Annotated in this window: 23 protein-coding genes and 1 pseudogene; 20 read left to right on the forward strand and 4 right to left on the reverse strand. The window is 63.8% G+C overall.

The window, feature by feature from the left end; genetic code table 11:
• The first annotated feature begins 68 nt into the window (after positions 1–68).
• From C811_RS06185 to C811_RS06200, 5 genes are all read left to right on the forward strand, one after another.
• Positions 69–1,400, forward strand: a complete 1,332-nt coding sequence (locus C811_RS06185) for a Y-family DNA polymerase (RefSeq protein WP_016308650.1) — start codon at positions 69–71, stop codon at positions 1,398–1,400.
• Complete coding sequence (locus C811_RS0102850) at positions 1,393–1,854, forward strand: hypothetical protein (protein WP_016308651.1); 462 nt, start codon at positions 1,393–1,395, stop codon at positions 1,852–1,854. Before C811_RS06185 ends, C811_RS0102850 begins: the two co-directional genes overlap by 8 nt.
• Positions 1,855–1,864: 10 nt before the next feature.
• Entirely contained in the window at positions 1,865–3,466 is a 1,602-nt protein-coding gene (locus tag C811_RS06190; RefSeq protein ID WP_016308652.1) for a DUF2130 domain-containing protein, read from the forward strand.
• 90 nt (positions 3,467–3,556) lie between these two features.
• Positions 3,557–4,093 carry a type IV toxin-antitoxin system AbiEi family antitoxin gene (abiEi, locus tag C811_RS06195; protein ID WP_016308653.1) on the forward strand — a complete coding sequence of 179 codons (537 nt, stop codon included), beginning with the start codon at positions 3,557–3,559 and terminating at the stop codon, positions 4,091–4,093.
• The gene (locus tag C811_RS06200; RefSeq protein ID WP_016308654.1) at positions 4,083–4,967 is read left to right on the forward strand and encodes a nucleotidyl transferase AbiEii/AbiGii toxin family protein; all 885 of its coding nucleotides are present in this window, start codon (positions 4,083–4,085) and stop codon (positions 4,965–4,967) included. The genes abiEi and C811_RS06200 overlap by 11 nt, the downstream gene beginning before the upstream one ends.
• 78 nt (positions 4,968–5,045) lie before the next feature.
• On the opposite strand, the gene C811_RS06205 is transcribed toward C811_RS06200, so the two are convergent.
• A complete protein-coding gene (locus C811_RS06205) occupies positions 5,046–5,300 on the reverse strand; it encodes a hypothetical protein (protein ID WP_016308655.1) in 255 nt (84 codons plus the stop codon).
• Positions 5,301–5,502: 202 nt separating this feature from the next.
• Here C811_RS06205 and C811_RS06210 point away from each other — a divergent pair, with 202 nt between their 5' ends.
• From C811_RS06210 to C811_RS06260, 12 genes are all read left to right on the forward strand, one after another.
• Entirely contained in the window at positions 5,503–5,829 is a 327-nt protein-coding gene (locus tag C811_RS06210) for an HIRAN domain-containing protein (RefSeq protein ID WP_016308656.1), read from the forward strand.
• Positions 5,822–6,772 carry a tetratricopeptide repeat protein gene (locus tag C811_RS16825; RefSeq protein ID WP_016308657.1) on the forward strand — a complete coding sequence of 317 codons (951 nt, stop codon included), beginning with the start codon at positions 5,822–5,824 and terminating at the stop codon, positions 6,770–6,772. The genes C811_RS06210 and C811_RS16825 overlap by 8 nt, the downstream gene beginning before the upstream one ends.
• Positions 6,773–6,936: 164 nt before the next feature.
• The gene (locus C811_RS06215) at positions 6,937–9,666 is read left to right on the forward strand and encodes a PD-(D/E)XK nuclease family protein (protein ID WP_016308658.1); all 2,730 of its coding nucleotides are present in this window, start codon (positions 6,937–6,939) and stop codon (positions 9,664–9,666) included.
• Positions 9,663–13,391 carry a UvrD-helicase domain-containing protein gene (locus C811_RS06220; protein ID WP_016308659.1) on the forward strand — a complete coding sequence of 1,243 codons (3,729 nt, stop codon included), beginning with the start codon at positions 9,663–9,665 and terminating at the stop codon, positions 13,389–13,391. The genes C811_RS06215 and C811_RS06220 overlap by 4 nt, the downstream gene beginning before the upstream one ends.
• Positions 13,392–13,436: 45 nt before the next feature.
• Positions 13,437–13,742, forward strand: a complete 306-nt coding sequence (locus C811_RS06225) for a hypothetical protein (RefSeq protein WP_016308660.1) — start codon at positions 13,437–13,439, stop codon at positions 13,740–13,742.
• 114 nt (positions 13,743–13,856) lie between these two features.
• Positions 13,857–14,429: an RNA polymerase sigma factor gene (locus tag C811_RS06230; protein WP_016308661.1), complete on the forward strand. Its 573-nt coding sequence runs from the start codon at positions 13,857–13,859 to the stop codon at positions 14,427–14,429.
• Positions 14,430–14,682: 253 nt separating this feature from the next.
• Positions 14,683–15,981 (forward strand): hypothetical protein, encoded by a 1,299-nt coding sequence (locus tag C811_RS06235; protein ID WP_156997048.1) that lies wholly within the window; start codon positions 14,683–14,685, stop codon positions 15,979–15,981.
• Positions 15,982–16,114: 133 nt separating this feature from the next.
• Positions 16,115–16,405 (forward strand): type II toxin-antitoxin system Phd/YefM family antitoxin, encoded by a 291-nt coding sequence (locus C811_RS06240; protein ID WP_016308663.1) that lies wholly within the window; start codon positions 16,115–16,117, stop codon positions 16,403–16,405.
• A complete protein-coding gene (locus tag C811_RS06245; RefSeq protein ID WP_016308664.1) occupies positions 16,405–16,713 on the forward strand; it encodes a type II toxin-antitoxin system RelE/ParE family toxin in 309 nt (102 codons plus the stop codon). Before C811_RS06240 ends, C811_RS06245 begins: the two co-directional genes overlap by 1 nt.
• Positions 16,714–16,827: 114 nt before the next feature.
• Positions 16,828–16,986, forward strand: a complete 159-nt coding sequence (locus C811_RS06250; protein ID WP_156997049.1) for a hypothetical protein — start codon at positions 16,828–16,830, stop codon at positions 16,984–16,986.
• Entirely contained in the window at positions 16,974–17,342 is a 369-nt protein-coding gene (locus C811_RS06255; RefSeq protein ID WP_150840777.1) for a hypothetical protein, read from the forward strand. The genes C811_RS06250 and C811_RS06255 overlap by 13 nt, the downstream gene beginning before the upstream one ends.
• Before the next feature lie 200 nt (positions 17,343–17,542).
• Positions 17,543–18,043: a BspA family leucine-rich repeat surface protein gene (locus tag C811_RS06260; protein ID WP_016308667.1), complete on the forward strand. Its 501-nt coding sequence runs from the start codon at positions 17,543–17,545 to the stop codon at positions 18,041–18,043.
• Here the strand turns inward: C811_RS06260 and C811_RS06265 are convergent, their stop codons facing one another.
• The 3 genes from C811_RS06265 to C811_RS06275 are packed head-to-tail and all read right to left on the reverse strand — an operon-like array spanning position 18,044 to position 19,587.
• On the reverse strand, positions 18,044–18,394 hold the full coding sequence (locus C811_RS06265; RefSeq protein ID WP_016308668.1) for a hypothetical protein: 351 nt from the start codon (positions 18,392–18,394) through the stop codon (positions 18,044–18,046).
• Positions 18,381–18,737, reverse strand: a complete 357-nt coding sequence (locus C811_RS06270; RefSeq protein WP_016308669.1) for a hypothetical protein — start codon at positions 18,735–18,737, stop codon at positions 18,381–18,383. The genes C811_RS06265 and C811_RS06270 overlap by 14 nt, the downstream gene beginning before the upstream one ends.
• 16 nt (positions 18,738–18,753) lie before the next feature.
• Positions 18,754–19,587, reverse strand: a complete 834-nt coding sequence (locus tag C811_RS06275) for a helix-turn-helix domain-containing protein (RefSeq protein ID WP_016308670.1) — start codon at positions 19,585–19,587, stop codon at positions 18,754–18,756.
• A gap of 161 nt (positions 19,588–19,748) precedes the next feature.
• Between C811_RS06275 and C811_RS06280 the strand changes: the two genes are divergently transcribed.
• From C811_RS06280 to C811_RS17020, 3 genes and pseudogenes are all read left to right on the forward strand, one after another.
• Positions 19,749–20,228: a phage holin family protein gene (locus C811_RS06280; RefSeq protein WP_016308671.1), complete on the forward strand. Its 480-nt coding sequence runs from the start codon at positions 19,749–19,751 to the stop codon at positions 20,226–20,228.
• Positions 20,225–20,725, forward strand: a pseudogene (locus tag C811_RS17315) (endolysin-like domain-containing protein); the annotation flags it as partial. The gene C811_RS06280 and the pseudogene C811_RS17315, both read left to right, overlap by 4 nt.
• 3 nt (positions 20,726–20,728) lie before the next feature.
• Positions 20,729–21,181 (forward strand): SH3 domain-containing protein, encoded by a 453-nt coding sequence (locus C811_RS17020; RefSeq protein ID WP_438263789.1) that lies wholly within the window; start codon positions 20,729–20,731, stop codon positions 21,179–21,181.
• Positions 21,182–21,429 lie beyond the last annotated feature (248 nt).

Raw genomic sequence — 21,429 nt, forward strand, 5'->3', positions numbered from 1 at the left:
CGCGTGCGCCGCGCCGAAATACCCGAGAATATGAGAAGCGAACCGATGTTCCATGGTATACTGCGGTCATGGAACAAGAGCGCACATACGTTTGCATCGATCTGAAGAGCTTCTACGCCTCGGTGGAGTGCGTCGCGCGCGGGCTCGACCCCATGACGACCAAGCTCGTGGTGGCCGATCCCACGCGCTCGGAGATGACCATCTGTTTGGCGGTAAGCCCCGCTATGAAGGCGGCCGGCGTGCGTAATCGCTGCCGGCTCCACGAGATTCCGAAGGGGATGGAGTTCATCACCGCGCGCCCGCGGATGCGCGCCTACATGGCCGCCTCGGCCGACATCTACGGGGTGTATTTGCGCTACGTGAGCCCCGATGACATCCACCCGTACTCCATCGACGAGTGCTTCATCGACGCGACGCCCTATCTGGAGCTCTACGCCGTGGACGCCCGCGGCTTCGCGAACACGCTGCGGGACGCCGTGCGCGCCGAGACGGGCATCCCCGCCACCGTGGGCATCGGGCCGAACCTGTTCCTTGCGAAGGTGGCCCTCGATATCGCGGCGAAGCACGCGCCCGACGGCATCGGCGAGCTGGACGCGCGCTCCTTCCGCGAGCAGATCTGGCCGCACCGGCCCATCACCGACATCTGGAACATCGGGCCGGGCATCGCGCGGAGGCTGGCAAAGTACCGCGTGTTCGACCTGCGCGGCGTGACCGAGGTGGATCCCGATGTGCTCTACGGCGAGTTCGGGGTGAACGCCGAGTACCTCATCGACCATGCCTGGGGCCTGGAGCCCTGCACCATTGCCGAGATAAAGGCCTACGAGCCCGAGACGAGCTCGCTCATGAACGGGCAGATTCTGCCCTGCGGCTACAGCTTCGACGACACCCTCGTGGTCCTGCGCGAGATGGTGGACGACACGGTACTCGATCTGGTGGACAAGCACCTGGTGACCGATCATATCTCGCTGCATGTTAGCTATAAGCGCGACGCCCAGCGCGATGGCGAGGCCGCAGGCGAGCTTTTCGAGGGGGGCCACGGCCTGCGGAGGGCCGACGGTCGCAGCGGGCCGCACGGGGGAGGGTCGCGCAAGATTCCCGAGCGCACGAACTCCTTCGCGAAGCTGTTCGGGTGCGTGGAAGCACTCTTCCGCGAGACGGTGGACCCGGCGCGTACCATGCGCAAGATCAGCGTCGGGTTCGGCAACCTGGTGGACGAGGACCTGGCCACGGTGGATTTGTTCACCGACGTGGAGGCCGCTGCCCGCGAGCGGCGGCGCCAGGAGGCGGTGCTGGCTGTGAAGGGGAAGTTCGGGAAGAACGCCCTTATCAAGGGCACGAGTTTGAGGGAGCACGCCCTTGGCCGCGAGCGCAACGAGATGGTCGGAGGACACCATGGCTAGGGAAGAGGCCGCTGCGGCGAGGGGGGAAGCGGCCTTCGCGGGGCTCGTGTGGGAGGAGGTGGACGGCGATGCGGCGGACGGAGGCGCCGTGGGAGAAGGCTCGCCGCAGGGCCTCGACCGACCCGTCCCCGCGGGCTTGGGCCGTCCGCATCCCGACCGCGCCCGGCAGTTCTCGCCCTTCGCTGCCTTGCGGGGCTACTACGACCTCGTGCACGAGCGGGAGCGGGTGATCGAGCCCCGCCGCCCTCTTTCCGAGGAGGAGGCCCGCGCGCTGGATGCGACCATCGCGAACCTGCAACGCGGCGTCATGGTGCGGGCGGTCTTCTACGAAAAAGACGCTTGCCGAACCATTGTCGGGACAGTGAGTCAGGTTGATATGATCTATCATGACCTATGGATTGTACGGACGCGCATTCCGTTTGCGAGCTTGTGCGCCTTGGAGGCGCTCTCCTGAAAGGACGACGATGAACGAGATTAAATGCCCCCATTGCGGCGAGGTCTTCACGGTAGACGAGAGCGGGTACGCCGCTATCCTCAGCCAAGTGCGCGACCAGGAGTTCCGGCGCGAGGTGGATGCCCGCGTTTCCCTGGCCGAAAAGTCCCGCGAGCAGGAGGTGGCCCTCGCGGTGACCAAGGCCGAGGAGGCCCTGCGCGCCCAAATTGCCGAGCGCGATGGACAGCTGGCCGCCCAGACCGAGCGCTTCAAAGCCCAGGCGAAGGACTTCCAGATAACGGCACAAACCGAGAAGGCTGAGCTGGAGAAGCAGGTAGAGGCCCTGCGCGCCCAGCTGGCGGCGCAGGAGGAAACGCTTCGCCTGACCGCCGCGGCCGACCAAACGGCGCTGGTCAAGGAGCGCGACGAGCTCCGGGCGAAGCTGTCCGCCCAGGCGAGTGAGGCGGAGATCGCCCGCAAGCTGGCGGTGAGCGAGGCCGAGGCCGCCGGCGCCGAGCAGCTGCGGGCCGCCGAGCGCGAGCGCGATGAGCTGGCCCAGAGGCTGGAGAGCCAGCGGCAGCAGGCTTCTATGGAGACCCAGCTGGCGGTGCAGCAGGCCAACGCCGCCGCCAAAGACGCTCGCGTGGAGGTGGAGCGCGAGCGCGACGAGCTGCGCGCCCAAGTGGAGCGCGAGCGCGAGGCGCTCTCCCGGGCCGAGGCGGAGCACAAGGTGGAGCTCGCCGAGAAGCTGAAGATGAAGGACGAGCAGATCGCCGACCGCGAGCGGGAGATCGAGCGCATCCAGGACATGAAGGCGCGCCTGTCCACGAAGATGCTCGGCGAGACGCTGGAGCAGCACTGCGAGATCGAGTTCAACCGCCTGCGCCCCACAGCCTTCCCGCGCGCCTATTTCGAGAAGGACAACGAGGTGGTGGAGGGCACCAAGGGCGATTTCGTCTTCCGCGACTTCGACGAGGAGGGCAACGAGATCGTCTCCATCATGTTCGAGATGAAGAACGAGGCCGACGACTCCACGCACCGGAAGACCAACGAGTCGCACTTCAAGAAGCTCGACGGCGATCGCACGAAGAAGGGCTGCGAGTACGCGGTGCTCGTGTCGCTGCTCGAGCCGGACAACGAGCTGTACAACGCCGGCATCACCGACGTGTCCTACCGCTACGATAAGATGTACGTCATCCGCCCGCAGTTCTTCATTCCGCTCATCACGCTTCTGCGCAACGCGGCGCTCTCGTCGCTGCAGTACCGCCGCGAGCTCGCGCTCGTGCGCCAGCAGAACATCGACGTGACCAACTTCGAGGATCAGCTGGCCGACTTCAAGGACAAGTTCGGTCGCAACTACCGCATCGCCTCCGATAAGTTCCGCAAGGCCATCGAGGAGATCGACAAGTCCATCGATCATTTGCAGAAGATCAAGGACAACCTCATCGGCAGCGAGAACCAGCTGCGCCTTGCCAACGACAAGGCCGAGGACCTCACGGTGAAGAAGCTCACCCGCAAGAACCCCACCATGAAGGCCCTGTTAGATGAGGCCCGCGATGCGAAGGCGGCTGACCGCGCCGACGAGGCGCCCGATGGCGAGATCGTAGACGCCCAGCCCCTGGACGAGGATTAGAACTGGAGCAGGTCTCACCTGGAGCAGTATGTCTTGCATTGATCTACAGAAACAGGTTAAAATTAGCCGATTACTGTAGATCGGAGTGACATGAAACTGTTGGAGGCAGAAAAGCGGCTGCGTGCTTTCGCGGGTAAAAAACGCGCCTTCAGATCGCGGGAACTTGGGCGTGTTTTCGACGAGGACGGGGAGGCGCTGAGAAGCACCATAAGAAGATTGGTGGATTCGGGGCTTTTGATGCGGATGGCGAGAGATCTCTACTGGATCGACTCGCTGTCGAATAAGGGAATCCCCGCCATCGAGGAACTGGCGGCAGCGTTAAGGGCAGGAGAGTTCAACTACATCGGGCTGGAGAGTGCCGCTTCGCTTTGGAGTGTCATTTCGCAAATTCCCGTTGATCGTATCACGGTTGTCACAACGGGAAGAGAAGGGGAGTTCAAGACGCCTTTTGGGGTTATCGAATTTACCCACACCGCGGTAAGCCCGAACGAGATTTTGGCCAACACCGTTGACTACCCTGGACATGGGCTGCGATTGGCCACCAAGGAGTATACCGTGCGAGGGCTTCTGCGCGCCCGACGCTCGACACATCTTATCGACTGGGAGGAAGTGGAAGATGACGATTAGTTTCAAGGAGTTCGCCCGAAGCGTTGCGCGAGATAACGGTGTCGAGTCGTTGCTGCCCGTTGTGGAGAAGGAACTGATTCACTACGACATTGTCAGAGCGCTCGACGAGTCGAAATGGCTCGATCGGCTCACGTTTCAGGGCGGCACCTGCTTGCGTCTATGCTATGGGGCGCCCCGATATAGCGAGGATCTCGATTTTACTATTGCCGAGGATTTGACCGAAACGGACCTCGCGGGATTTCGCGAGGTTGTTAGCAGGGAGCTGGAAAAGAAGTACGATGTGCATGTTCGGGTGAAAGAACCCAAAAAGATCAAGGCGTTTGAGGGGGGCGCCACCATGAAGCGGTGGCAAGTGGTGGTTGACACTGCTCCGGCTCGCCCTGACCTGCCGTCGCAGAAGATCAAAATCGAGATTGCGCACGTGCCTTCCTACACTTGCGATCTGCGTATCTTGCAGGAGAACTATCCTGAAATTGAGGGAATAAACTCTCAGCCAATTGCTCGATGCCAGTCGCTTGACGAGATTCTTGCGGATAAGATCGTGTCGTTCTCGCAGCAAACACTCGCTCCGCGTTATCGCGATATTTGGGATATTCCCTGGATTGCCTCGCAGCCAAAGCGAGATATGGGCAGTGTGGCCGGAATGGTTTCAAGAAAACTCGTTGACTACCGTGCTCAAGGTTCTGAGAAGGATATTCTGGGTTCTGGGTTGTCGCGCGCGGTCGAGTTGCTGGAGGGAGATGTTTTTGCTGGCGAGATGAAGCGCTTCCTTCCCGAAAGAATTCTTTCTCGTACGGTGGAACGTCCTGAGTATCGTGAGGCTATGGCGCACAAAATTGAAGACGTGTTCGAGTTCGTCGCGGATCGTTTTTGATATCGCCTTCGGTCGTCGCCCTGCGGTAACTACGTGATAGGGGATCGTTGATGTAGAGTGACCCGCTTTGCAAGGCCTCTATCCCCGCAGCTTGAGGGCGGCGGCGAGGCGGCGGCCCTTGCCGCATTTGGGCTTCGCGAGCGGGCAGTGCTTCTTGCAGCAGGTGCAGCACTCGATCTTCAAGGCCGTCTTCGCCTTCTCGCAGCCCTTGCAGCCCGCGGCGCCCTTCTCGCCCTTGCAGCCGGCGTGCTTCTTCTTGCGCTTGAGCGTGGCGGCCTTCTTGTCGCTCTCGGCCTTGCGGTGCTTCTTGTCTTTCTTCTTGGAATCCTTCATGGGGGGCTTCTCCTCGTCATCGGGCGCGGTTGCCTGTTTGAGTGGCGGGCAGTGTACCATGGGTTCCGCCTGACAATCAACTGTGGCTAACAATATGATGCCGTCTTGGCATAAGGATTCGTATCTGTACCAGAAAAGGGACACGCTAGACGAGGCTGCGGCGTAAGATGCCCTCAACGCATTCGACGAAACGGAGGACGCCATGGCAAACACAGCATCATCGATCTGCGTCGTGGAAGAGACGACGGTGGCGGGTACGAGGCACGTGCCCGGAGTGGCCGAGATGGCCGAGGGCTATGCGAAAGGCGAGCGCTTCTCGCTTGTGCGCGACGCCGCGAACCGGTTCGACCCCTGGGCCGTGGAGGTGCGCGACGGGCAGGACCGGCGCATCGGGTATGTGTCCTGTGAGTGCAACGAGTTCGTGGGGCGCCTGTTGGACGGCGGCAAGTCGGTGGAAGGGCGCCTCACATCCCGCGAGCAGGTGGGCGCCTGGTGCCGCCTGGTAATGGAGGTGCATCTCAATGACTAGCGCTGTCGCTACCTTGGAGCGCCGGGACGGCGCCATCACGCTCGCCCAGCGCACCGCCCGCGCCGTGTTCGGCTCGCCGAGCGTCCGCCGGGCCAACGGCGGGGCGAAGACGAGCTTCGTGCCCCAGGTGCTGCGCGGTCCCCGCTGGCGCCGGCGCCAGGCGGATGCGGGTGTGTTCGCGATCGACCGGCAGGGCGCGGAGGTCGCCGAGCGCCTGCCGCGCATCTGGGTGAGCGAGCCCGCCCAGGAAGGCCCCGGCCGGGTGTTCACAGCGTCTTATCCCGCCGGTCCCGACCGGGGCGGCTGGCGCGCCATGGAACTGGCCGAGGCGTGCTTCGCCGAGGCGCTGGGGCTGGTGGGGCAGGAGCACCGCCGCCGTCGCGTCGACTGCTACCGGGCGGCGGAGATCCTGCTTCTGCACGCGGCGGCCCGGGGCAGCGTGGGGGCCCACTGCCGGCTCGGCATCATCTACGCCGACAACCTGTGCGAGGGCGAGTACTGGCGCGGGCTGCTGGAGTGCCGGGCCCTCCACGCCGCCGACACGCCCCTGGACGAGCGGGCCTACCGCCACTTCACCTTCGGCGCCCTGCACGGCCACGGCGAGTGCGCGTGGCGCCTCGGCGAGTTGGTGGCGGCCGGGCGCGGGTGCGCGGCCGACGAGGCCCGGGCGCTTTCGCTGTACCGCCAAGCTTTCGATATGGAGAACGGGCGCATCGACGAGGACCGCGCCCAGACGGGCAACGCCGCCTTGCGCCTGGCCCGGGCCTTCGAGCGCGGGCTCGGCTGCGAGCAGAGCTTCCGCCGCGCGCGCACATGGTACCGGGTGGCGGCCGTGGCCCTCGGGGCTGCCTTCGACGCGGGGCAGTGGCACTTCAAGCGCGAGCGCCTGGAAGCCCGTCGGGGCGTCGCCCGCATGGCCCAGGAGCTGGCCGGCTGCTACTGAGCGCGCGAGGGCCGCCGCGGGAAAGCGACGGTCGGGAAGACGCGCCGCGCGCATCGCCGCGCCCTCACGTCGGCTGCGCGGGTTCGCGGGAGGAGGGGAGTGCCGAGACGGCTCGCGGTTGGGGTACAATGGGCGGTCGGAACACCTACGAGGAAGGAACGGGCGTGCGCGAATCCGTTACGGAGCTCTATGCGACCATCGAGAAGGCCCATGGGGCCGCCAAGCGCGCCGCAGCTGTCGGCGAGGCGGCATCGCTCGGCACCGCCCGGGCGACGCCGACCACGCTCGTGGCCGAGCTGTGGGAGCTGTGGGGCGACGGGCGCGCGCTCGTCGGCCGTGCGCAGCGGGAGCTGCTCGTGGGTACCGCGCTGCGGCGCCAGGAAGCCTTGGTAGCCTCGGCGGGAACCTCCGAGCTGCTCGCGCGGTTCTTCGCCCGGTACGGAAGCGCCCTGGCCCGCTGCGGCGAGGGCGCCTCCCTGACCGAGCGGGAGTGCGCCGTGCTGCGGGTTGGCGCCGACTACCGCGCCGTCCTGGGGGAGGCCGCCCTCGTCGAAGCCGACGAGGCGGCGTTCCTGCTCGCGGAGGCAGCCCGCACAGGCGAGGTGCGCCTGCCCTCCGTCGTCGCTGCCGATCCGGTGGATGCGGGGCCGGGCATGGCGGCGCTTTTGCGTCAATGCGGCTGCGCGGACGCGGCCGGCGGCGAGCCCTTTGCCGTCGGCGGCCTGCCTGCGGAAACCGAGCTTTCGGTGCTTCTGGCCGCCGGTTCGGCGGCTGCGCCGGCGCTCGTGCTGGACGAGCTGCGCCGGGCGCGGGGGGAGGGCGCGGCGACGGCCCTCGTGTGCGGCCCGGATGCCCGCTCGCTCTACGATCTGCTGGCGCCGTCCCTGGTCGCTGACGGCGCGGGCTGCGACCTCCGCTGCGCCGTGCCGTGGGGGGAGACGCTAGTTGGGCGGGCGTGGACCGCCGTGGGCCGCCTCGGTTCCTCGGCGCGCCCCGCCGCAGCGGCCACCGATTTCGCCTACAACGCGCTCTCTGGCATGGACGGCGCGGGCGCCCGCCGCCTGAACGGCGCGCTGCGCGGCGATCGTCTTGCCGACGGAGCGGCCGCCGCCGCGCTTCTGCGTGCGGCCTCTCCGACTTTCGCCGTCTTCGAGCGCCTGCAACGCGCCTTCTCCGCCAGCGGCGACGCTGCCGGACGCACGGCCATCGCCGCCGACCTCCAGGTGCTCGCGCAGGCGGTGCGCGAGGCGCGGGGGCTCGCGCCCGTCGAGCGCTCGCGGGAGCTCGCTTCTGCCGCCGCCGTTGCCGAACTGGCCGAGGCTGCCTGGTCCCTCGGCGTTCCGCTCGCCGATGCCGGCGCCCTCCTCGCCTCTCGCCAGGTTTCCGTGAACGCTCGCGCTGCGGGGCGCGACGGCGTGCGCGTGGAGTTCGCCGAGCTCGATCGTCTGGCGTCGCTTCTGCCGAAAAGCTACGACGCGGTGATTCTGGCCGATACGACCGACGCCGCCTTTCCCGCCGCCCAGACGCGGACGGCGCTGGACGGCCTGGCCCGCAAGCTGGGGTTGCCCACGCCGGCCGATGCCCTGGAACGGCAGCGCCGCCGTTTCCGCGCCGGGAAGGACGCCGCGTGCCATCACCTCGCCCTCGTCGTGACCCAGCGCACGGCGGAGGGGGAGGAGGCCTATCCCGCCTTCCTTCTGAAGGAGTTCGCCGAGGCGGTGGCCGACGATGCCCGCGCGGCCGCCCGGGCTGCGGGGAATGTCGACGAGGCGGCCGCCTGGGACGAGTGCGACGAGGACGCCTTCGGCCTTCCCGTTCTCCTTCTGCGTGGCGCGCGCCGTCTCGGCGAGGACGATCTGCCGGTCTCGGTCGGCGCCGCCTTCGCACCTGTTGCAGGGCGCGTGTCCCTGCGGGCGGTGCGCCGCGGCCGCCTCGACAGGCTCGATCTGGCGCGCTTCCTGCGCACGGCCGACGAGGAGGGGCGCGCCGTCATCGTGCTGTCCCCCTCGGCGCTCGAGCTGTACGTGGGCTGCCCCTACGCGTGGTTCCTGGAGCGGCGCGTCGGCGCGGATGCCCCCGACGAGGAGTTCGGCCCCTTGGAGAAGGGCAGCTTCGCCCACAGCGTGCTGGCGCGTTTCTACGACGAGGCTGCCCGGCGCGGCATCGCCCGCCTTGACGACGCCTGCGCCGCGACATGGGAGCCGCTGTTCGAGGCGACCTTCGACGGGGTAGCGGCCGAGCAGGACACCCTCGAGCCGGGAAGCGGGCGCTTGGTGGCGCTTACCGAGGCCGAGGGACTGGAGCTTGCGCGTTTGCGGTCGCAGCTGCGCGAGAGCCTGCACCGCCAGGCCCGTTTCGCGCCGTCGTTCGCGGTGCGGGCCCACGAGCACGTCATCGCCGCGGAAGACGGCGTGGACTATGCCGGCGTGCGCGTGAACGGCCGCGTGGACCGCATCGACGTGGACGAGGCCGCCGGCCGTTTCGCCGTCATCGACTACAAGGGATCGGCGGGTGCCGAATACGCCGCGGCCATGGGCGACGATGCCGAGGCGCCCCCGTTGCCCAAGCGCATCCAGGGGCTCGTCTACGCCCAGGCGCTGCGCCCCACCCTTGCGGGCCTGCACTGCGCCGGCGCGCTGTATCTGGCCTATCGCGCTCGCACCGACAAGGACATGGTGGCGGGCGCTGCCGACGCGGCGGTCTTCGGCGAGGAGCCCTTCGTGGGCCGCTCCTCGGTGGTGCCCATGAACTTCGACGCCTACCTGGATGCCGTGGAGGCGCTCGTGACCGAGCGGGTGCGCCGCCTGTACGCGGGGGACATCGCCCCCGACCCGCGCTTTTCCGGCATCTGCTCCTACTGTCCGGCCGTGGGCTGCGAAAGGAGGCTCGCATGAATCTCGATCGCTGCACCGAAGGCCAGCGCGCCGTGGTGACGACACTCGACGCGCCGCTCATGGTGTCGGCCGGCGCTGGCTCCGGCAAGACCTTCACCCTCACCCAACGGGTGGCCTTCGCCCTTTCTCCCGAGGCGGGAGGGGCCGGCCTCACGTCGGTGGACGAGCTTCTGGCCATCACCTTCACCACCAAGGCCGCCGCCGAGCTGAAGGGGCGCATCAAGGGGCTCCTTCTGTCCGAGGGGCTTGAGGCCGAGGCGCTGAAGGTGGACGACGCCTGGGTGTCCACCATCCACGGCATGGCCGCCCGCATCCTGCGCGAGCACGCGCTGGAGGTGGGGCTCGATCCGGCCTTCCAGGTGATCGGCGAGGTGGAGGCCGACGAGCTTCTGGCCGAGGCGGCCGAGCGCGTGGTGGCCCGGGCACGCGAGGCGGCCGCCGGGCCGGTGCACGAGCTCCTCTCCCGCGAGAAGCTTTCGGGCTCCTCGTTCAACGACCGGGGGGCGGTGGATTTCGCCCTGGCCGTCGCCGAGCGCGTGCACGCCATGCCCCGCGGCTTCGAGGGGCTCGTCGAAGCGCCTGATCCCGTCTCGCCCTCGCTCGTGGTGCGCTGCGTCTGCGAGGCCGCCGCCGAGATGCGCGCGGCCGCCGAGGCGTGGTCGAAGCCGTCGAAGACCAAGGTGGCCTTCCTCGAGCGCCTGGAAGCGGCTGTGGAAGCCGCCGAGGCGTGGCTCGCGGATGCGCCCGCCGCCGGTTTCGCCGATGCGGGCTTCGACGCCGACAGGTTCAGCGCCGTCTTCTACGGCTTTCCCCTGACCACGGGGGCGGCCGTGGGCAAGGCCGACGCGCCGGCCTTCGAGGCGTGGCAGACCGCCATGGTGGAGATAGAGCGCGAGGTGCGGGCGGGCCTCTCGGTGCGCTGGCAGGCCGCGGTGACCATGCTCGCCCGCGAGATCGAGGAGGAGTTCGCCCGCGTCAAGGGGCCCTCGCGCCTCGACAACGGCGACTTGCTCACGCGCTGCGCCGCGGCGCTTTCCGAGCACCCCTCCATCGCAGCGAGCTTGCGGGCGCGTTTCAAGATCATCATGGTGGACGAGTTCCAGGACACCGACCGTTTGCAGGTGGATATCATCGGCCGCATCGCGCGGCCCGGGTTCGCGAACGTGTGCACGGTGGGCGACGCCCAGCAGTCCATCTACCGGTTCCGCGGCGCCGATGTGAACGTGTTCACCGAGTACCGCTCGGATCTGAGGGCGCGGGCCGGGCAAGAGGCCCTCGTGCAGCTCGATTGGAACTTCCGCAGCCACGGCGACGTGCTGGCCTTTGTGGAGCGCATCTTCTCCCAGCCGACGGTGTTCGGCGACGACTTCCTGCGCCTGGAGGCGAGAGGCGCGGTCAACAAGGAGCCCGACGCGCTCTTCGACGGCGGTGCCCGCCCCCGCGTTTCCCTGTCGGCGGTGCACTACCCGGCGCGGGGCTTCGACGCCTCCCGGGCGCGCGACGCCGGTGCCGAGGCGGTGGCCGAGCACTTCGCCGAGCTTGCGGCCGCCGGGGCTCGCCCTGGCCAGATGGTCATCCTGCTGGGGAAGATGACCCACGCCCATCGCTATGCCGCAGCCCTGCGGGCGCGCGGTATTCCCTCCATGATCGCCGGCGGCTCGGTGTTCTCGCGCCTGCCCGAGCCGGCGCTTGTCTCGGCGCTGCTGCGCTGGGCCGTGAATGCGACGGACGATGAGGCGCTCTACCAGGTGCTCGCCTCGCCGCTGTTCGCCGTGTCGGACGATGTGCTCTTGGCACTGGCATCCTCGACAGACGACGACGGCTCTGTGCATCGCCGGCGGCTGGCGGCGGGCTTCCTCTCTCCGCAATGGGACGACGAGGCCCGCGCGCTCGGGCTCTCGGAGAACGACCTGGCCGCCTTCACCATGGCCCGGCGTCAGCTTCTCGCCTTCGCCCGCCGCGCCCACACCGGCGATGCGACCGGTGCCCTGCGCGGGCTGCTCGTGGGGTCGGGGCTGCTCGACCGTTTGCAGGACGCGGGGGTGGACGGCCTGGCCCAGGGCGCGAACCTCGCCAAGGCCCTGCGCCTTGCGGCCGACATGGAAGCGGCAAGCCAGGGCATCGCCTCGCTGTCCGCTGCCTTCGACGCGCACCTGGCCTGCGCCAAGGAGGCGCCGGGCGCGCTCGCCGCCGCCGAGGGCGACTTCGTGCGCATCATGACCGTGCACGCCTCCAAGGGCCTGGAGTTTCCCCATGTGGCCGTGGCCGACCTGAAGGACGGCCGAGAGAGCGCCGGGCCCCTCGTGGTGGAGAACGTGGGCACGTTCAGCTTCGCGGCGGCGAGCCGCGTGCCCGAGGGCGCGTTCGCCGATGCGGCGGCGAAGTACGACCGTCAGGCGAAGAAGCTCGGGTGCGACGATGACGAGCTGCTCGCGCTCTTCGAGGACGCGGCGTCGGCCCCCGATCGGTTACGGGCGCTTACCTGCGGCCGCCGCTACGGGGCCTTAGCGGCCTACGCGCGCGCCCAGGCGCTCGCCGAGGCGCGACGCCTGCTGTACGTGGCGCTCACCCGTGCGAGCCGCTCGCTGTTCGTGTCCATGGTGTTCAAGCGCGATCCGGCCAAGGGCTACGGGGATACGGGCATCTTCGAGGATATTCACGACGCGCTGCCCTGGGGTTGCGAGGGTGCGCGGGCGGTAAGCGAGCTCGACTACGGCGGAAGCGCCCCGGCCCGGGTGGTTTTCCGCCAGCTCGGCGCTGAGGAAGACGCGGAAGGCACGGAAGATGCGGACTCGTCGGCGGATGCGGGCGACCTCGGCGATCCCGGCGCCTACGGCGGGGGAGAGGCCGTCGACAGCACTGGTGAAGGTGAAGGCGGCGGCAGCGGCGAGGATTCCGGCGGTTCCTTCGTCGTTGCCGTGCGCGAGGAGCTGCCGGCGCCCGCGCTGCTTCCCTACAACTTCGCTCGGGCGCAGCTGTACTCCTACACGTCGCTCTCGGGCACCCATGCCCACAGCGACGAGCCGGCAACCGAGGACGAGGGGGGAGACGCCGTGCCCGCTCCTGCGCCCGCATCCGAGGCGATCGCGGGACAGGAGGGGAATGCCACCCCCGAGAGCGCCACGGCCTTGGGCACCGCCTTCCACCGGCTCGCCCAGCAGGCCATCGAACGAAGCGAACAAGGGGCACTCTTCACGCCGGGAGAGGCGGCCATAGCGGCTCAGATCCAGAAGGAGGGCCTGTCGGCCGGCCAGCAGGAGCGCCTGCGGCAGGCGCTCGACCGCTGGCTTGGAAGCGACGAGGCCGCCCGCTTCGCCGCCTACGAAAACCGCGCCGCCGAGGTGCCCTTCATCGTGCGGGTTCCCGCCTCCCCCTCCGACGGTTCGGCCGCCGGGGTGGGGGAGAGCTTCTTCCTGGAAGGCGAGATCGACGGCTTGGCCGACAATGGGGGCGGCGCCGCCTTTCTCATCGACTACAAGACCGGCGGCCGCGACGACGAGACCGACGCGGAGCTGGACACCAAACACCGCTTGCAGGCCAGCTGCTACGCCTATGCTCTCATGCGCGCGGGCTACACCTCGGTCGAGGCCCACTTCCTGCGCATCGAGCGTCCCTCGGCCGAAAACCCCCGCGATCCGCAGATCGTGCCCTACCGTTTCGAAACCGCCGACCTGCCCGCCTTGGAAGCCCTTATAATCGGCAGGCAGAAAGAGGCGACAGCCTAGCGCAACCCCGTGGGCGCAAGCCCCGCGACAGACAAGGAGGCCCCCGTGGCCCGTGAGCATACCGGAACCAACCGCGAGCGCAGCGAGTACTACGGCGCGCTCCAGGACATCGTGGACGCGCTGTTCGCGCAGTACGGCGATATGGACCCGACCATCGCCGAGGCCATCGGGGCCAAGGTGCGCCGGCTCGATGTGGTGGTGGCCGCCGAGGCGGCCGATCTGCCCGAGGAGCTGTACCGCATCGTCACCCTGCTGCCGCCCGGCGACTACACCCGCGCCCGCCTGTGCACCCAGCTGAACAGCGCTATCGCCGGACATGCCTGGGGCCAGGTCTACGGCACGGTGGAATAAAACCTCCCATTTCAATCCCCATATTTTGTCGCAGTGTCACAAAACGGCCCTCTCGTTCGTATTGTCTGGTGAGTGGCAGATGACGAGAAATACGACGAGAGGAGATGTGTGCCTATGGAGCTGCCGGAGAAAGGTCCAAACAGGGCGCGGCGAAGGCCTCCAGAAAAGATCGAGCGGTGGGTTGAGGAGTACGCCGATGACGTGTACCGCCTGGCCTTCACGTATCTGAAGTCGGCGCACGATGCCGACGACATGGTGCAAACGGTTTTCTTGAAGGCGCTCTCGAAAGCCCCCGATTTCGAAGATTCGACTCATGAGAGAGCTTGGTTCATTCGGGTGACGGCCAATGCCTGCAAAGACGCCCTGCGGGGGCGCCGCCGGCATCCGATGGCCGCCGGCAGTTCGCAAGACATAGCGGACGTAGCCGACGCGCAGGGCCGTTCCGCCGTGTCTGGCGGCGCCTCATTCGCACCGCGAGAGGGAGCGGCGCCCGGGCCTGTGACCGAGGCGGTGCTCAGTCTTTCCGCCGACTACCGAGAGGCAGTGTTCCTCTACTACTACGCGGGATACTCCACGCGGGAGATAGCCTCTCTGACCGAAAGCACCGAAGTGACGGTGCGGGCAAGGCTCTCCCGTGCCCGCAAGAAGCTGCGAATCCTGCTGAAAGGGGGTTCCAATGAATGCTAGGAAGACGTCGGGAGATGTTCTCGCCGACATGTACATTCGAGAGATGGACAGCGTGCGTTTGACGGAAGAGAGGAAGCGACAGCTCGCTCTTTCGCTCGGGAAGGCCTTGGAGTCCGATGGAGAGGCTGCTTCTAGCGGCGGGGAGGGGGCGGATCGGCCTCCGCTTCGCTCGGCGAAGACCCCGTATTTCGCGGAAGCCGTTCCGGCCAACGGCGGTCGGTCGAGTCATTTTCGCAAGGTTCGCCGAACCGCGGTGTTTCTGGCCGCCGCCTTTATCGTGCTCTGCGGTTTTGTTACGGCCCGCTACGGCCAGGAGGTATGGCGTGAGTGGTTCGGTACCGATGCGGCCGCCGACCGCTTGGAATCGGTGTCGGCCGCGGCTGATTACGGAAGCGTCCATATGGAGGTGCCCTCGGTGGTGGCCGACGCCAACGGGTTGTATCTGCTGCTGCAGATACGGGACGCCGAGGGGCGCATCGACGGACCTGTGGACTTGTTTTCCGTCGGCACATGGGTGAACGGGGAGAACCCCTCGTCCGAGGAGCAGACGGTGAGCTTCGATGAGGGGACGGGGACGGCGAACGTGGTGCTCAAGATCGACGGGGAGTTTCCCGTCGGGGCTGAGGGAGAGGTCACGCTGACCAACATTCGAGATGCGCCTCGAAACCAGGAGTGCTCCGTGGACATCGGGTCGCTTGCCGCCGTGCCCGACGTGGGAGCGTCGGCGTTCGCCAAGCGCCCCGATCGCAGCGATAGCCTGCCGCTCGATCAGCTTGAGGGCTTGATCGAGTGGAGCGCCGCCATGCCGGAGCCTGGGGACGACGCCTCGGTGCAGGAGCTGTTCGTGGCACAGACTATGGAGGTGCCTATCGCTGGCGACGAGCGTCTCAGCGTTGTCGGGGCGGGCTATCGCGATGGCGAGCTTCACGTGCTGGTGCGCAACAAGGCCGAAGGCCTGACGTTCGCCCAGTTGCTCTTGCGCTCTCAGGAGAGCGGCGAGTGGCTCTGGCCTGCTTTCGGCATCGACTACTGCTATGGCGAGGACTGGCCGGTACGCGAAGTGCGCCCCGATGACGTATACGAGGTTCCGGAGAAGATGTACAGCGATTTCACCTTCAAGGTCGATAAGGAGGATTTGGCCGACTACGACCTATGGGCTCAGGTCACGCTGGCCGATTGGGAGATTTGCGGGCAATGGAAGGCGACTTTCACGGTGCCCGAGATTTCTCCTTCCGATGTGCTGACCGCCTCGGCTGCTGTTCCCGACGAGGTTCTGGGCACCATCGACCGGGTAACGGTCACGCCTTTTTCCGTAGGTTTGCACGGCGAGCATCTGGTAGAGTGGACCGATTTCGCGCCGGAAGTGGCATTTGCGTATCGGGATGGCGCCGTGAGGCCCTACAGCGGCATCTTCGACAGTTACTCGCAGACTTCGGAGGAGCTGGCGGAGGATTCGTCGGCTGCCACGCTTTCGGCGATAGGGAAGATTGAGGACTTTGAGGAGATTGTCGCCATCGAGGTGAACGGTGCGCGCATCAATCTGAAGGACTGAGGCATTTCCGCTACAAGAGACTCCACGGGTGGCACGTGCCGCTCCGTGCCACCCGGTGGAGCAAGAGCCCTCTGCGTATCTTGATTTTACTGTAAATACGCTGTATATTTGCAGTGAATCATAGGAGGTGCCCATGCCGCAGATTAAATCGTTGTCTGAATTCAATAGAAGCCAGAACGCCATGATCGACGATTTGGAGAAATCCGGCGAGCCGCTCTATCTCACGCGCAACGGATCGGCTTGCATCGTGGTCATGGACTCGGCTGCTTTTGACGCGGCGATGTCCTTCCGCAACGAGGTCTACGAGCAGGAGATGCGAACGTATCATGGCATCATGCGCGGGTACCAGGAATACCTCGACGGCGACGTTCACGATGCCGAAGACGTCATGGCGGACCTTCGGGCTCTGCGAGGTTGGGAGTAATGGGCGCAGCCGACGAGCCCATGAAGGTTCTCTTCACCAGCTCCGTGAGGCAGTTCATTCTCGAGAATGTATACAGCGAGCGGGTGGCGGCCGCTATTGATCGGCAGCGGGAGATGCTGGCCCTCTTTCCTGAAATGGGCCGACGATACGATCCGATATACGAGGCGGCTTTTCCGCCGTTCCCATGTCGGTGGATTGCCATTCCCGACACGCCGTTCACGCTCTACTACACCGTGGATACCGGAAAGAACGAGGTCGTCGTCTTTTATATCGAGCACCAGCGCATGAATCCGCGTAAGCGATTCTGACGATTGCGATTAACGAGAAAACGCTCGTAGCCTTTTCTTCTCTCGGAATATGCGACTAAGACCGAGCTGCAGGAAGCGGTGCCGGATCTTTCGGACTACGCCACCAAAGAGTACGTGACCCAGAACATGCCTGATGTGTCCGCGTTCGTAACACAGGAAGGGCTTACGGCAGCGTTACCCGACATGAGCGGCTATGTCACAAGCGCCGAGTTGTCCACTGCCGTGGATGATGCGCTGTCGAATCTGATGAACCTTGAGGAATGGAATTACTGATGGCCATACCAAGCGGAATTGCCTCCACTCATACCCTGACAGACATCGCCAATGCGATCCGCTACCAGAGCGGAGAGAACCGAAGGTGCATGCCCGGAGAAATGGCGGATGCGGTAGAGGCATTGGATGGCACCCAGGAGAAGGGCGGCATGCAATACCCCTACGAAGCACCCCACTTCGGCAAGATGACAGTTCTGCCTTACATCTCGATTGCCAATGCGATACGTGGACAGAACGGCGAGCTGCGTGAGTACAAGCCCTGCGAGATGGCGCAAGCGATTCGTGATCTTGAATGGGAAAAGCCCTCGAAGGCATACGCGCTGCTGATGTATCTGTCGGACGGTGAAACCAAGTAAAAGCTGTGGTTCATCCGAGCAACGGAAGAACCACAGCCCATGACGTTCTATAACAGTCGGCCGATAGCTGCGGTTTACTCGGGGTTCGAGGAAACGATCTACACATCGATCAGCCTCTTTGGTAAGAAACACCGCTTGTCAGCAATATGAAGTACTGCTTCTACTATTGCTAGAAGCTTGAATCGCTGGACGTGCGTTATATGAGCTCAGCCAGTGTGACCGACTTCACCGAGTGCTTCCGAGGGTGCTCTGCGCTCACTGATCTGAAGGGCCCTGAGACTTGGACAGTGACCAGCGTATGCACCACGGCTAATAGCATGTTCAATGGATGTACAAAGCTTGAGAAGCTGAAGCTAGGGACCTGGAACATGACCGGTGTTGGCACCGCGACCTATATGTTCCAGGGAATGAGCGCAGTTACCGAGATTGACATGAACGGGCTTACTTGGGGCAGCGCGACGACCAATATCAACAGCATGTTCAATGGCAACGGTAAGCTCGTGATGATCTATGAGAAAGTCGGGACCGCTCTTGCCGGCGCGATATCATCAACGAGCGTTTTCTATAACTGCTATAACCTGAAGGGCGGATCCGGATCGGCGCTCAACAACTCCACGAGCGTGAATAACTCCTATATTGGCGGTGCTTATGCGCGCGTTGATGGGGTGGGAGGACTGCCGGGGTACTTCACGGCGAAGTAATCAGAAACATTTGTTGAGAATTGCTTTATAGATCTTATCGTCAACTTCCAAAACGCTGCGTTTGCCATCTATGAACTGGATGCCCACTGTGTGAATGCCGTTTCGCTTCGCCGTAGCCGCAGCCACGAGCCCAACAGGACCCAGCAGTAATTCACCTACGAGACCGCGCATCGCCGCGCTTGCAACGCTGACCTGGTTGTCGTCATCGAGGGGGACGACGCTTTCCACGGTGGAGTGATCGAGATAAACGAACTTCGTGAGCGCTAGCGATATGAAGGGGCTGCCAAGGCTGCCGCCTACAAGTTTGCCCTTGTAATCACTGGCGATCACCTTATTTTTAGCGCGCGCCATGAGGTTCCCCAAGTTCTGGATGTGATTCGTAAATTTGGCGAAGGAGCATCGGTAGTTCAGGGTGATCATTGAACATGCGATCGGAGTTGGCGATGATCTGCAGGGCATCGCCGGCATATCCGTTGTTGATCAGCCGAATCATGCAGCCGACACGCGTTGTCGTGCCGGAAAGGTTCTTGTCGAAGCCCTCTTCGTAAAGGTCGTCAATCAGAGCTTTCTTGTTATCTTTACGGGAATGCACTTCTTCAAAGTATTTTGCGAAGAACCATTTGCCTGTCGAAGCAAGAAGACGGCGAACCTGCTTGTCTGTCATGGGTTCCGTTTGCGTGTCGATGCTTTTCATGCTTGCTTCCTTTCGATTAATCCTGAGGACGTTTCCTGACGGGCTTCTGCTTGCGTGGTTTCCCCCGTGTAGGTTTCTTGCCACCATGATTCTTTATGTATTCCAGCCTCTGGTCGACCGATGACGACGTGATCAGAAGCTTGCTACCGAATTTGTACCCGTCGAGCAGACGATCATCCACCATCTGCTTGATGCGCTGCAGACTGACGCCGAGCTTTTCGGATGCTTCCTTACTGGTGAGAAGCCCCTCTATGTCCATCTGGGCTTCGATAAGTGGGCTGTTGATGTCTGGGATGTTGTGGTAGTAATCGTACAATTCCTGCTTCAGGTCGAAGTCGTCTTCCCAAATGACGTTTTCGAGCTCAAGGAGCACGTGATCACGTATGAAAGCCTCACGTCCGTACTTTTCTGTGAGCTCGCGTTCGTCTTCTGGATAGCACTCGTATATGCACATTCCCAAGGGCCGGATGAAGCCGAACTCGTAGTCTTTAAGGTAGAGCGCGTAGACATCTCCAAGATCTTGGATCAAGAGCTTGATGCCGCTGTAGTCCCGCAAGTAGTCGATTTCCTTGCCGCGAAGGTGCCCTTTCTCGGAATATTCACCTTTGGCGAGGAATAGCCGAGCATAGTCATTGAAATCCACTTCATAGAAATCTGCTCTATGGAAGGAATCACGGTCGAGCAGCGTTCCGGTATCCATCTGGTCGAGCAGGTTGACCTTCACCAGTGCGGATGGGTCGTTCTCGATCTTCTTCCAAAGAGAGGCGCGATTGTTGGGGTCTTCTTCGAAGTCGGACCAGAACCAGGAACTATCCAGCAGTTCCTGCACTGTTACATCTTCAAGCTTCATCGTTCCCCTTTCGTTTCTATTGATATTCAAGACTTTAATTGCATCATACTCAACTTCCGACTATTGTCAAAACAAAATCTTGATAATCAAGATAAACGGTATTTGTGACACCTCCATAACCTTGCGTTGTTGGAAAACGCGAGAATTGGAGGTGTTTCACTATGGATTTCCATGTTCTTCTTATCACGTGCGTGATGATCGTGCTGGACGTCGTTTTCGGCTTCGCTGGCGCCATCAAGCAGAAGGATGTGCAGTCCAGCAAGCTGCGTGACGGGCTCTGGCACAAAGCCGGTTTCATGGGGCTTATTACCCTTGCCTATGTGATCCAGTACACAGCGCAGCATGCAGAGCTCGGCTTCGATGTGCCGAGTGTCATGGCGGTGTGCGTGTACGTGATCGTGACCGAGGTTGTGTCGGTTTTCGAGAACCTGTGCGTACTGAATCCCAACCTGGTTGATAGCCCGCTCGGGGCGATCTTTCGCAAGGCCCCCAAGGTAGAAGCTGCTGAGTTGGAGAGCGCCAACGCGGTTGCGGGCGTTTCTTCGGCCGAGGTTGCTGCCGGAGGCGTTTCGCAGGATGCAAGCAGCGAGAAGTGGATTGGCGCTGAGTTCGCAGACGTTGCGGGCGGTGATGCCGAGTGACGGCGTATATCGGCCAGGCATCGTGCGACGAGCGAGGCAAGTACGTTGGCGGTCAAGCTGGGAATCAGACCGGGACCGAGCTCAATACTCGCGCGGCCTATCTCTATAGCTGGCACACGCTGATCCGTTTCAACGATCCAGGTATGGCTACAAAGTGCGGTCAGGCTATGGCGGACGCCGCGGCCAACATGCGCATCGGGTAGGACCAAGGCGAGCGCAGCAGCATCTTGCCGCTTGCGCGTGCTGCAGGTTGGAATCTCGCTGCAATCACCCAGGCATACGAGTGTGACTGCTCAAGTCTCGCCGGTGTGTGCGGCATTGCTGCAGGTGCTCCAGAAAGCGTGATCTTCCGAGGCGGGAACCTCTGCTATACCGGCAACATCGCAGCGCGTTTCAAGGCAACCGGGCTGGTAAGTATCTTCACTAGCTCCGATTATGTGGGGTCCACCGTGAAGTGGCGCGTTGGCGACATCCTCGTTTCAAACACGCACGCAGTTGTTGTGGTTGCGGGTGCGGCTGCTGGTGGCACCGGAGTAGCGATTGCAGTTTCTGGAAGCATTGAAGAGCTTGCGCGGGCCGTTATCGCCGGACGCTATGGCGTAGGCGACGCGCGGCGTGCGGCCCTCGGCGACAAGTATGCCGCTGTGCAAGCGCGCGTGAATGAGCTACTGTCTGGCACGGCGAATGCTGCAGGAACTTCTACCGGCACCGCCAGGATCATCGCTGGCGAGTACAAGGTTGTGTGCAGCAAGCTCTACGTTAGGAGCACGCCATCGAGGAAGCTTCAGCCCGTGGCGGACTATTCCAACGGTCAGAGGATCTATAGCGTGGCTGCTGATGTTGTAGAAGCTGAGGGGTATGTGTGGGCTCACTACACGGCTTACAGTGGTGCCACGAGATACGTTGCGATTGGTACTGCTGATGGTAGTGAAAAGTTTTTGGTGAAGGTCTGATGCCGTAAATTGCGGTGTTTTACGCGGTAAAAGCTACAATCTAGTGAGAAGAAAACGAGAAGAACTATCAAAATTGGCGGGTTTTAAGTTCTTTCGTTTGAGATTGAGGGGAATTGAAAATGTCACTTGACCTTGGTGCTCTTCTTTAGGTCAGTTGCTATCAATCCCCCTCAAAGTGCTTGTTTTTACTCAGAGAAAGAAGAAGGAGCCCCGCGGGGCTCCTTCGTGCGTTCGGACTCTTCTTGCTT

Origin of the sequence: Adlercreutzia caecimuris B7 (assembly GCF_000403355.2) — a bacterium.
GTDB lineage: Bacteria > Actinomycetota > Coriobacteriia > Coriobacteriales > Eggerthellaceae > Adlercreutzia > Adlercreutzia caecimuris.

What these genes read in the sequence shown, in the direction of transcription:
- C811_RS06245 (WP_016308664.1), top strand. Translation starts at nt 16,405, where the DNA reads ATGGGCGCAGCCGACGAGCCCATGAAGGTTCTCTTCACCAGCTCCGTG.
- C811_RS06190 (WP_016308652.1), top strand. Translation starts at nt 1,865, where the DNA reads ATGAACGAGATTAAATGCCCCCATTGCGGCGAGGTCTTCACGGTAGAC.
- C811_RS06240 (WP_016308663.1), top strand. Translation starts at nt 16,115, where the DNA reads ATGCCGCAGATTAAATCGTTGTCTGAATTCAATAGAAGCCAGAACGCC.
- C811_RS06230 (WP_016308661.1), top strand. Translation starts at nt 13,857, where the DNA reads ATGGAGCTGCCGGAGAAAGGTCCAAACAGGGCGCGGCGAAGGCCTCCA.
- C811_RS06265 (WP_016308668.1), bottom strand. Translation starts at nt 18,394, where the DNA reads ATGGCGCGCGCTAAAAATAAGGTGATCGCCAGTGATTACAAGGGCAAA.
- C811_RS16825 (WP_016308657.1), top strand. Translation starts at nt 5,822, where the DNA reads ATGACTAGCGCTGTCGCTACCTTGGAGCGCCGGGACGGCGCCATCACG.
- C811_RS06260 (WP_016308667.1), top strand. Translation starts at nt 17,543, where the DNA reads ATGAGCTCAGCCAGTGTGACCGACTTCACCGAGTGCTTCCGAGGGTGC.
- C811_RS06210 (WP_016308656.1), top strand. Translation starts at nt 5,503, where the DNA reads ATGGCAAACACAGCATCATCGATCTGCGTCGTGGAAGAGACGACGGTG.
- C811_RS06205 (WP_016308655.1), bottom strand. Translation starts at nt 5,300, where the DNA reads ATGAAGGATTCCAAGAAGAAAGACAAGAAGCACCGCAAGGCCGAGAGC.
- C811_RS06275 (WP_016308670.1), bottom strand. Translation starts at nt 19,587, where the DNA reads ATGAAGCTTGAAGATGTAACAGTGCAGGAACTGCTGGATAGTTCCTGG.
- C811_RS06185 (WP_016308650.1), top strand. Translation starts at nt 69, where the DNA reads ATGGAACAAGAGCGCACATACGTTTGCATCGATCTGAAGAGCTTCTAC.
- C811_RS06280 (WP_016308671.1), top strand. Translation starts at nt 19,749, where the DNA reads ATGGATTTCCATGTTCTTCTTATCACGTGCGTGATGATCGTGCTGGAC.
- C811_RS06255 (WP_150840777.1), top strand. Translation starts at nt 16,974, where the DNA reads ATGGAATTACTGATGGCCATACCAAGCGGAATTGCCTCCACTCATACC.
- C811_RS0102850 (WP_016308651.1), top strand. Translation starts at nt 1,393, where the DNA reads ATGGCTAGGGAAGAGGCCGCTGCGGCGAGGGGGGAAGCGGCCTTCGCG.
- C811_RS06200 (WP_016308654.1), top strand. Translation starts at nt 4,083, where the DNA reads ATGACGATTAGTTTCAAGGAGTTCGCCCGAAGCGTTGCGCGAGATAAC.
- C811_RS06220 (WP_016308659.1), top strand. Translation starts at nt 9,663, where the DNA reads ATGAATCTCGATCGCTGCACCGAAGGCCAGCGCGCCGTGGTGACGACA.
- abiEi (WP_016308653.1), top strand. Translation starts at nt 3,557, where the DNA reads ATGAAACTGTTGGAGGCAGAAAAGCGGCTGCGTGCTTTCGCGGGTAAA.
- C811_RS06270 (WP_016308669.1), bottom strand. Translation starts at nt 18,737, where the DNA reads ATGAAAAGCATCGACACGCAAACGGAACCCATGACAGACAAGCAGGTT.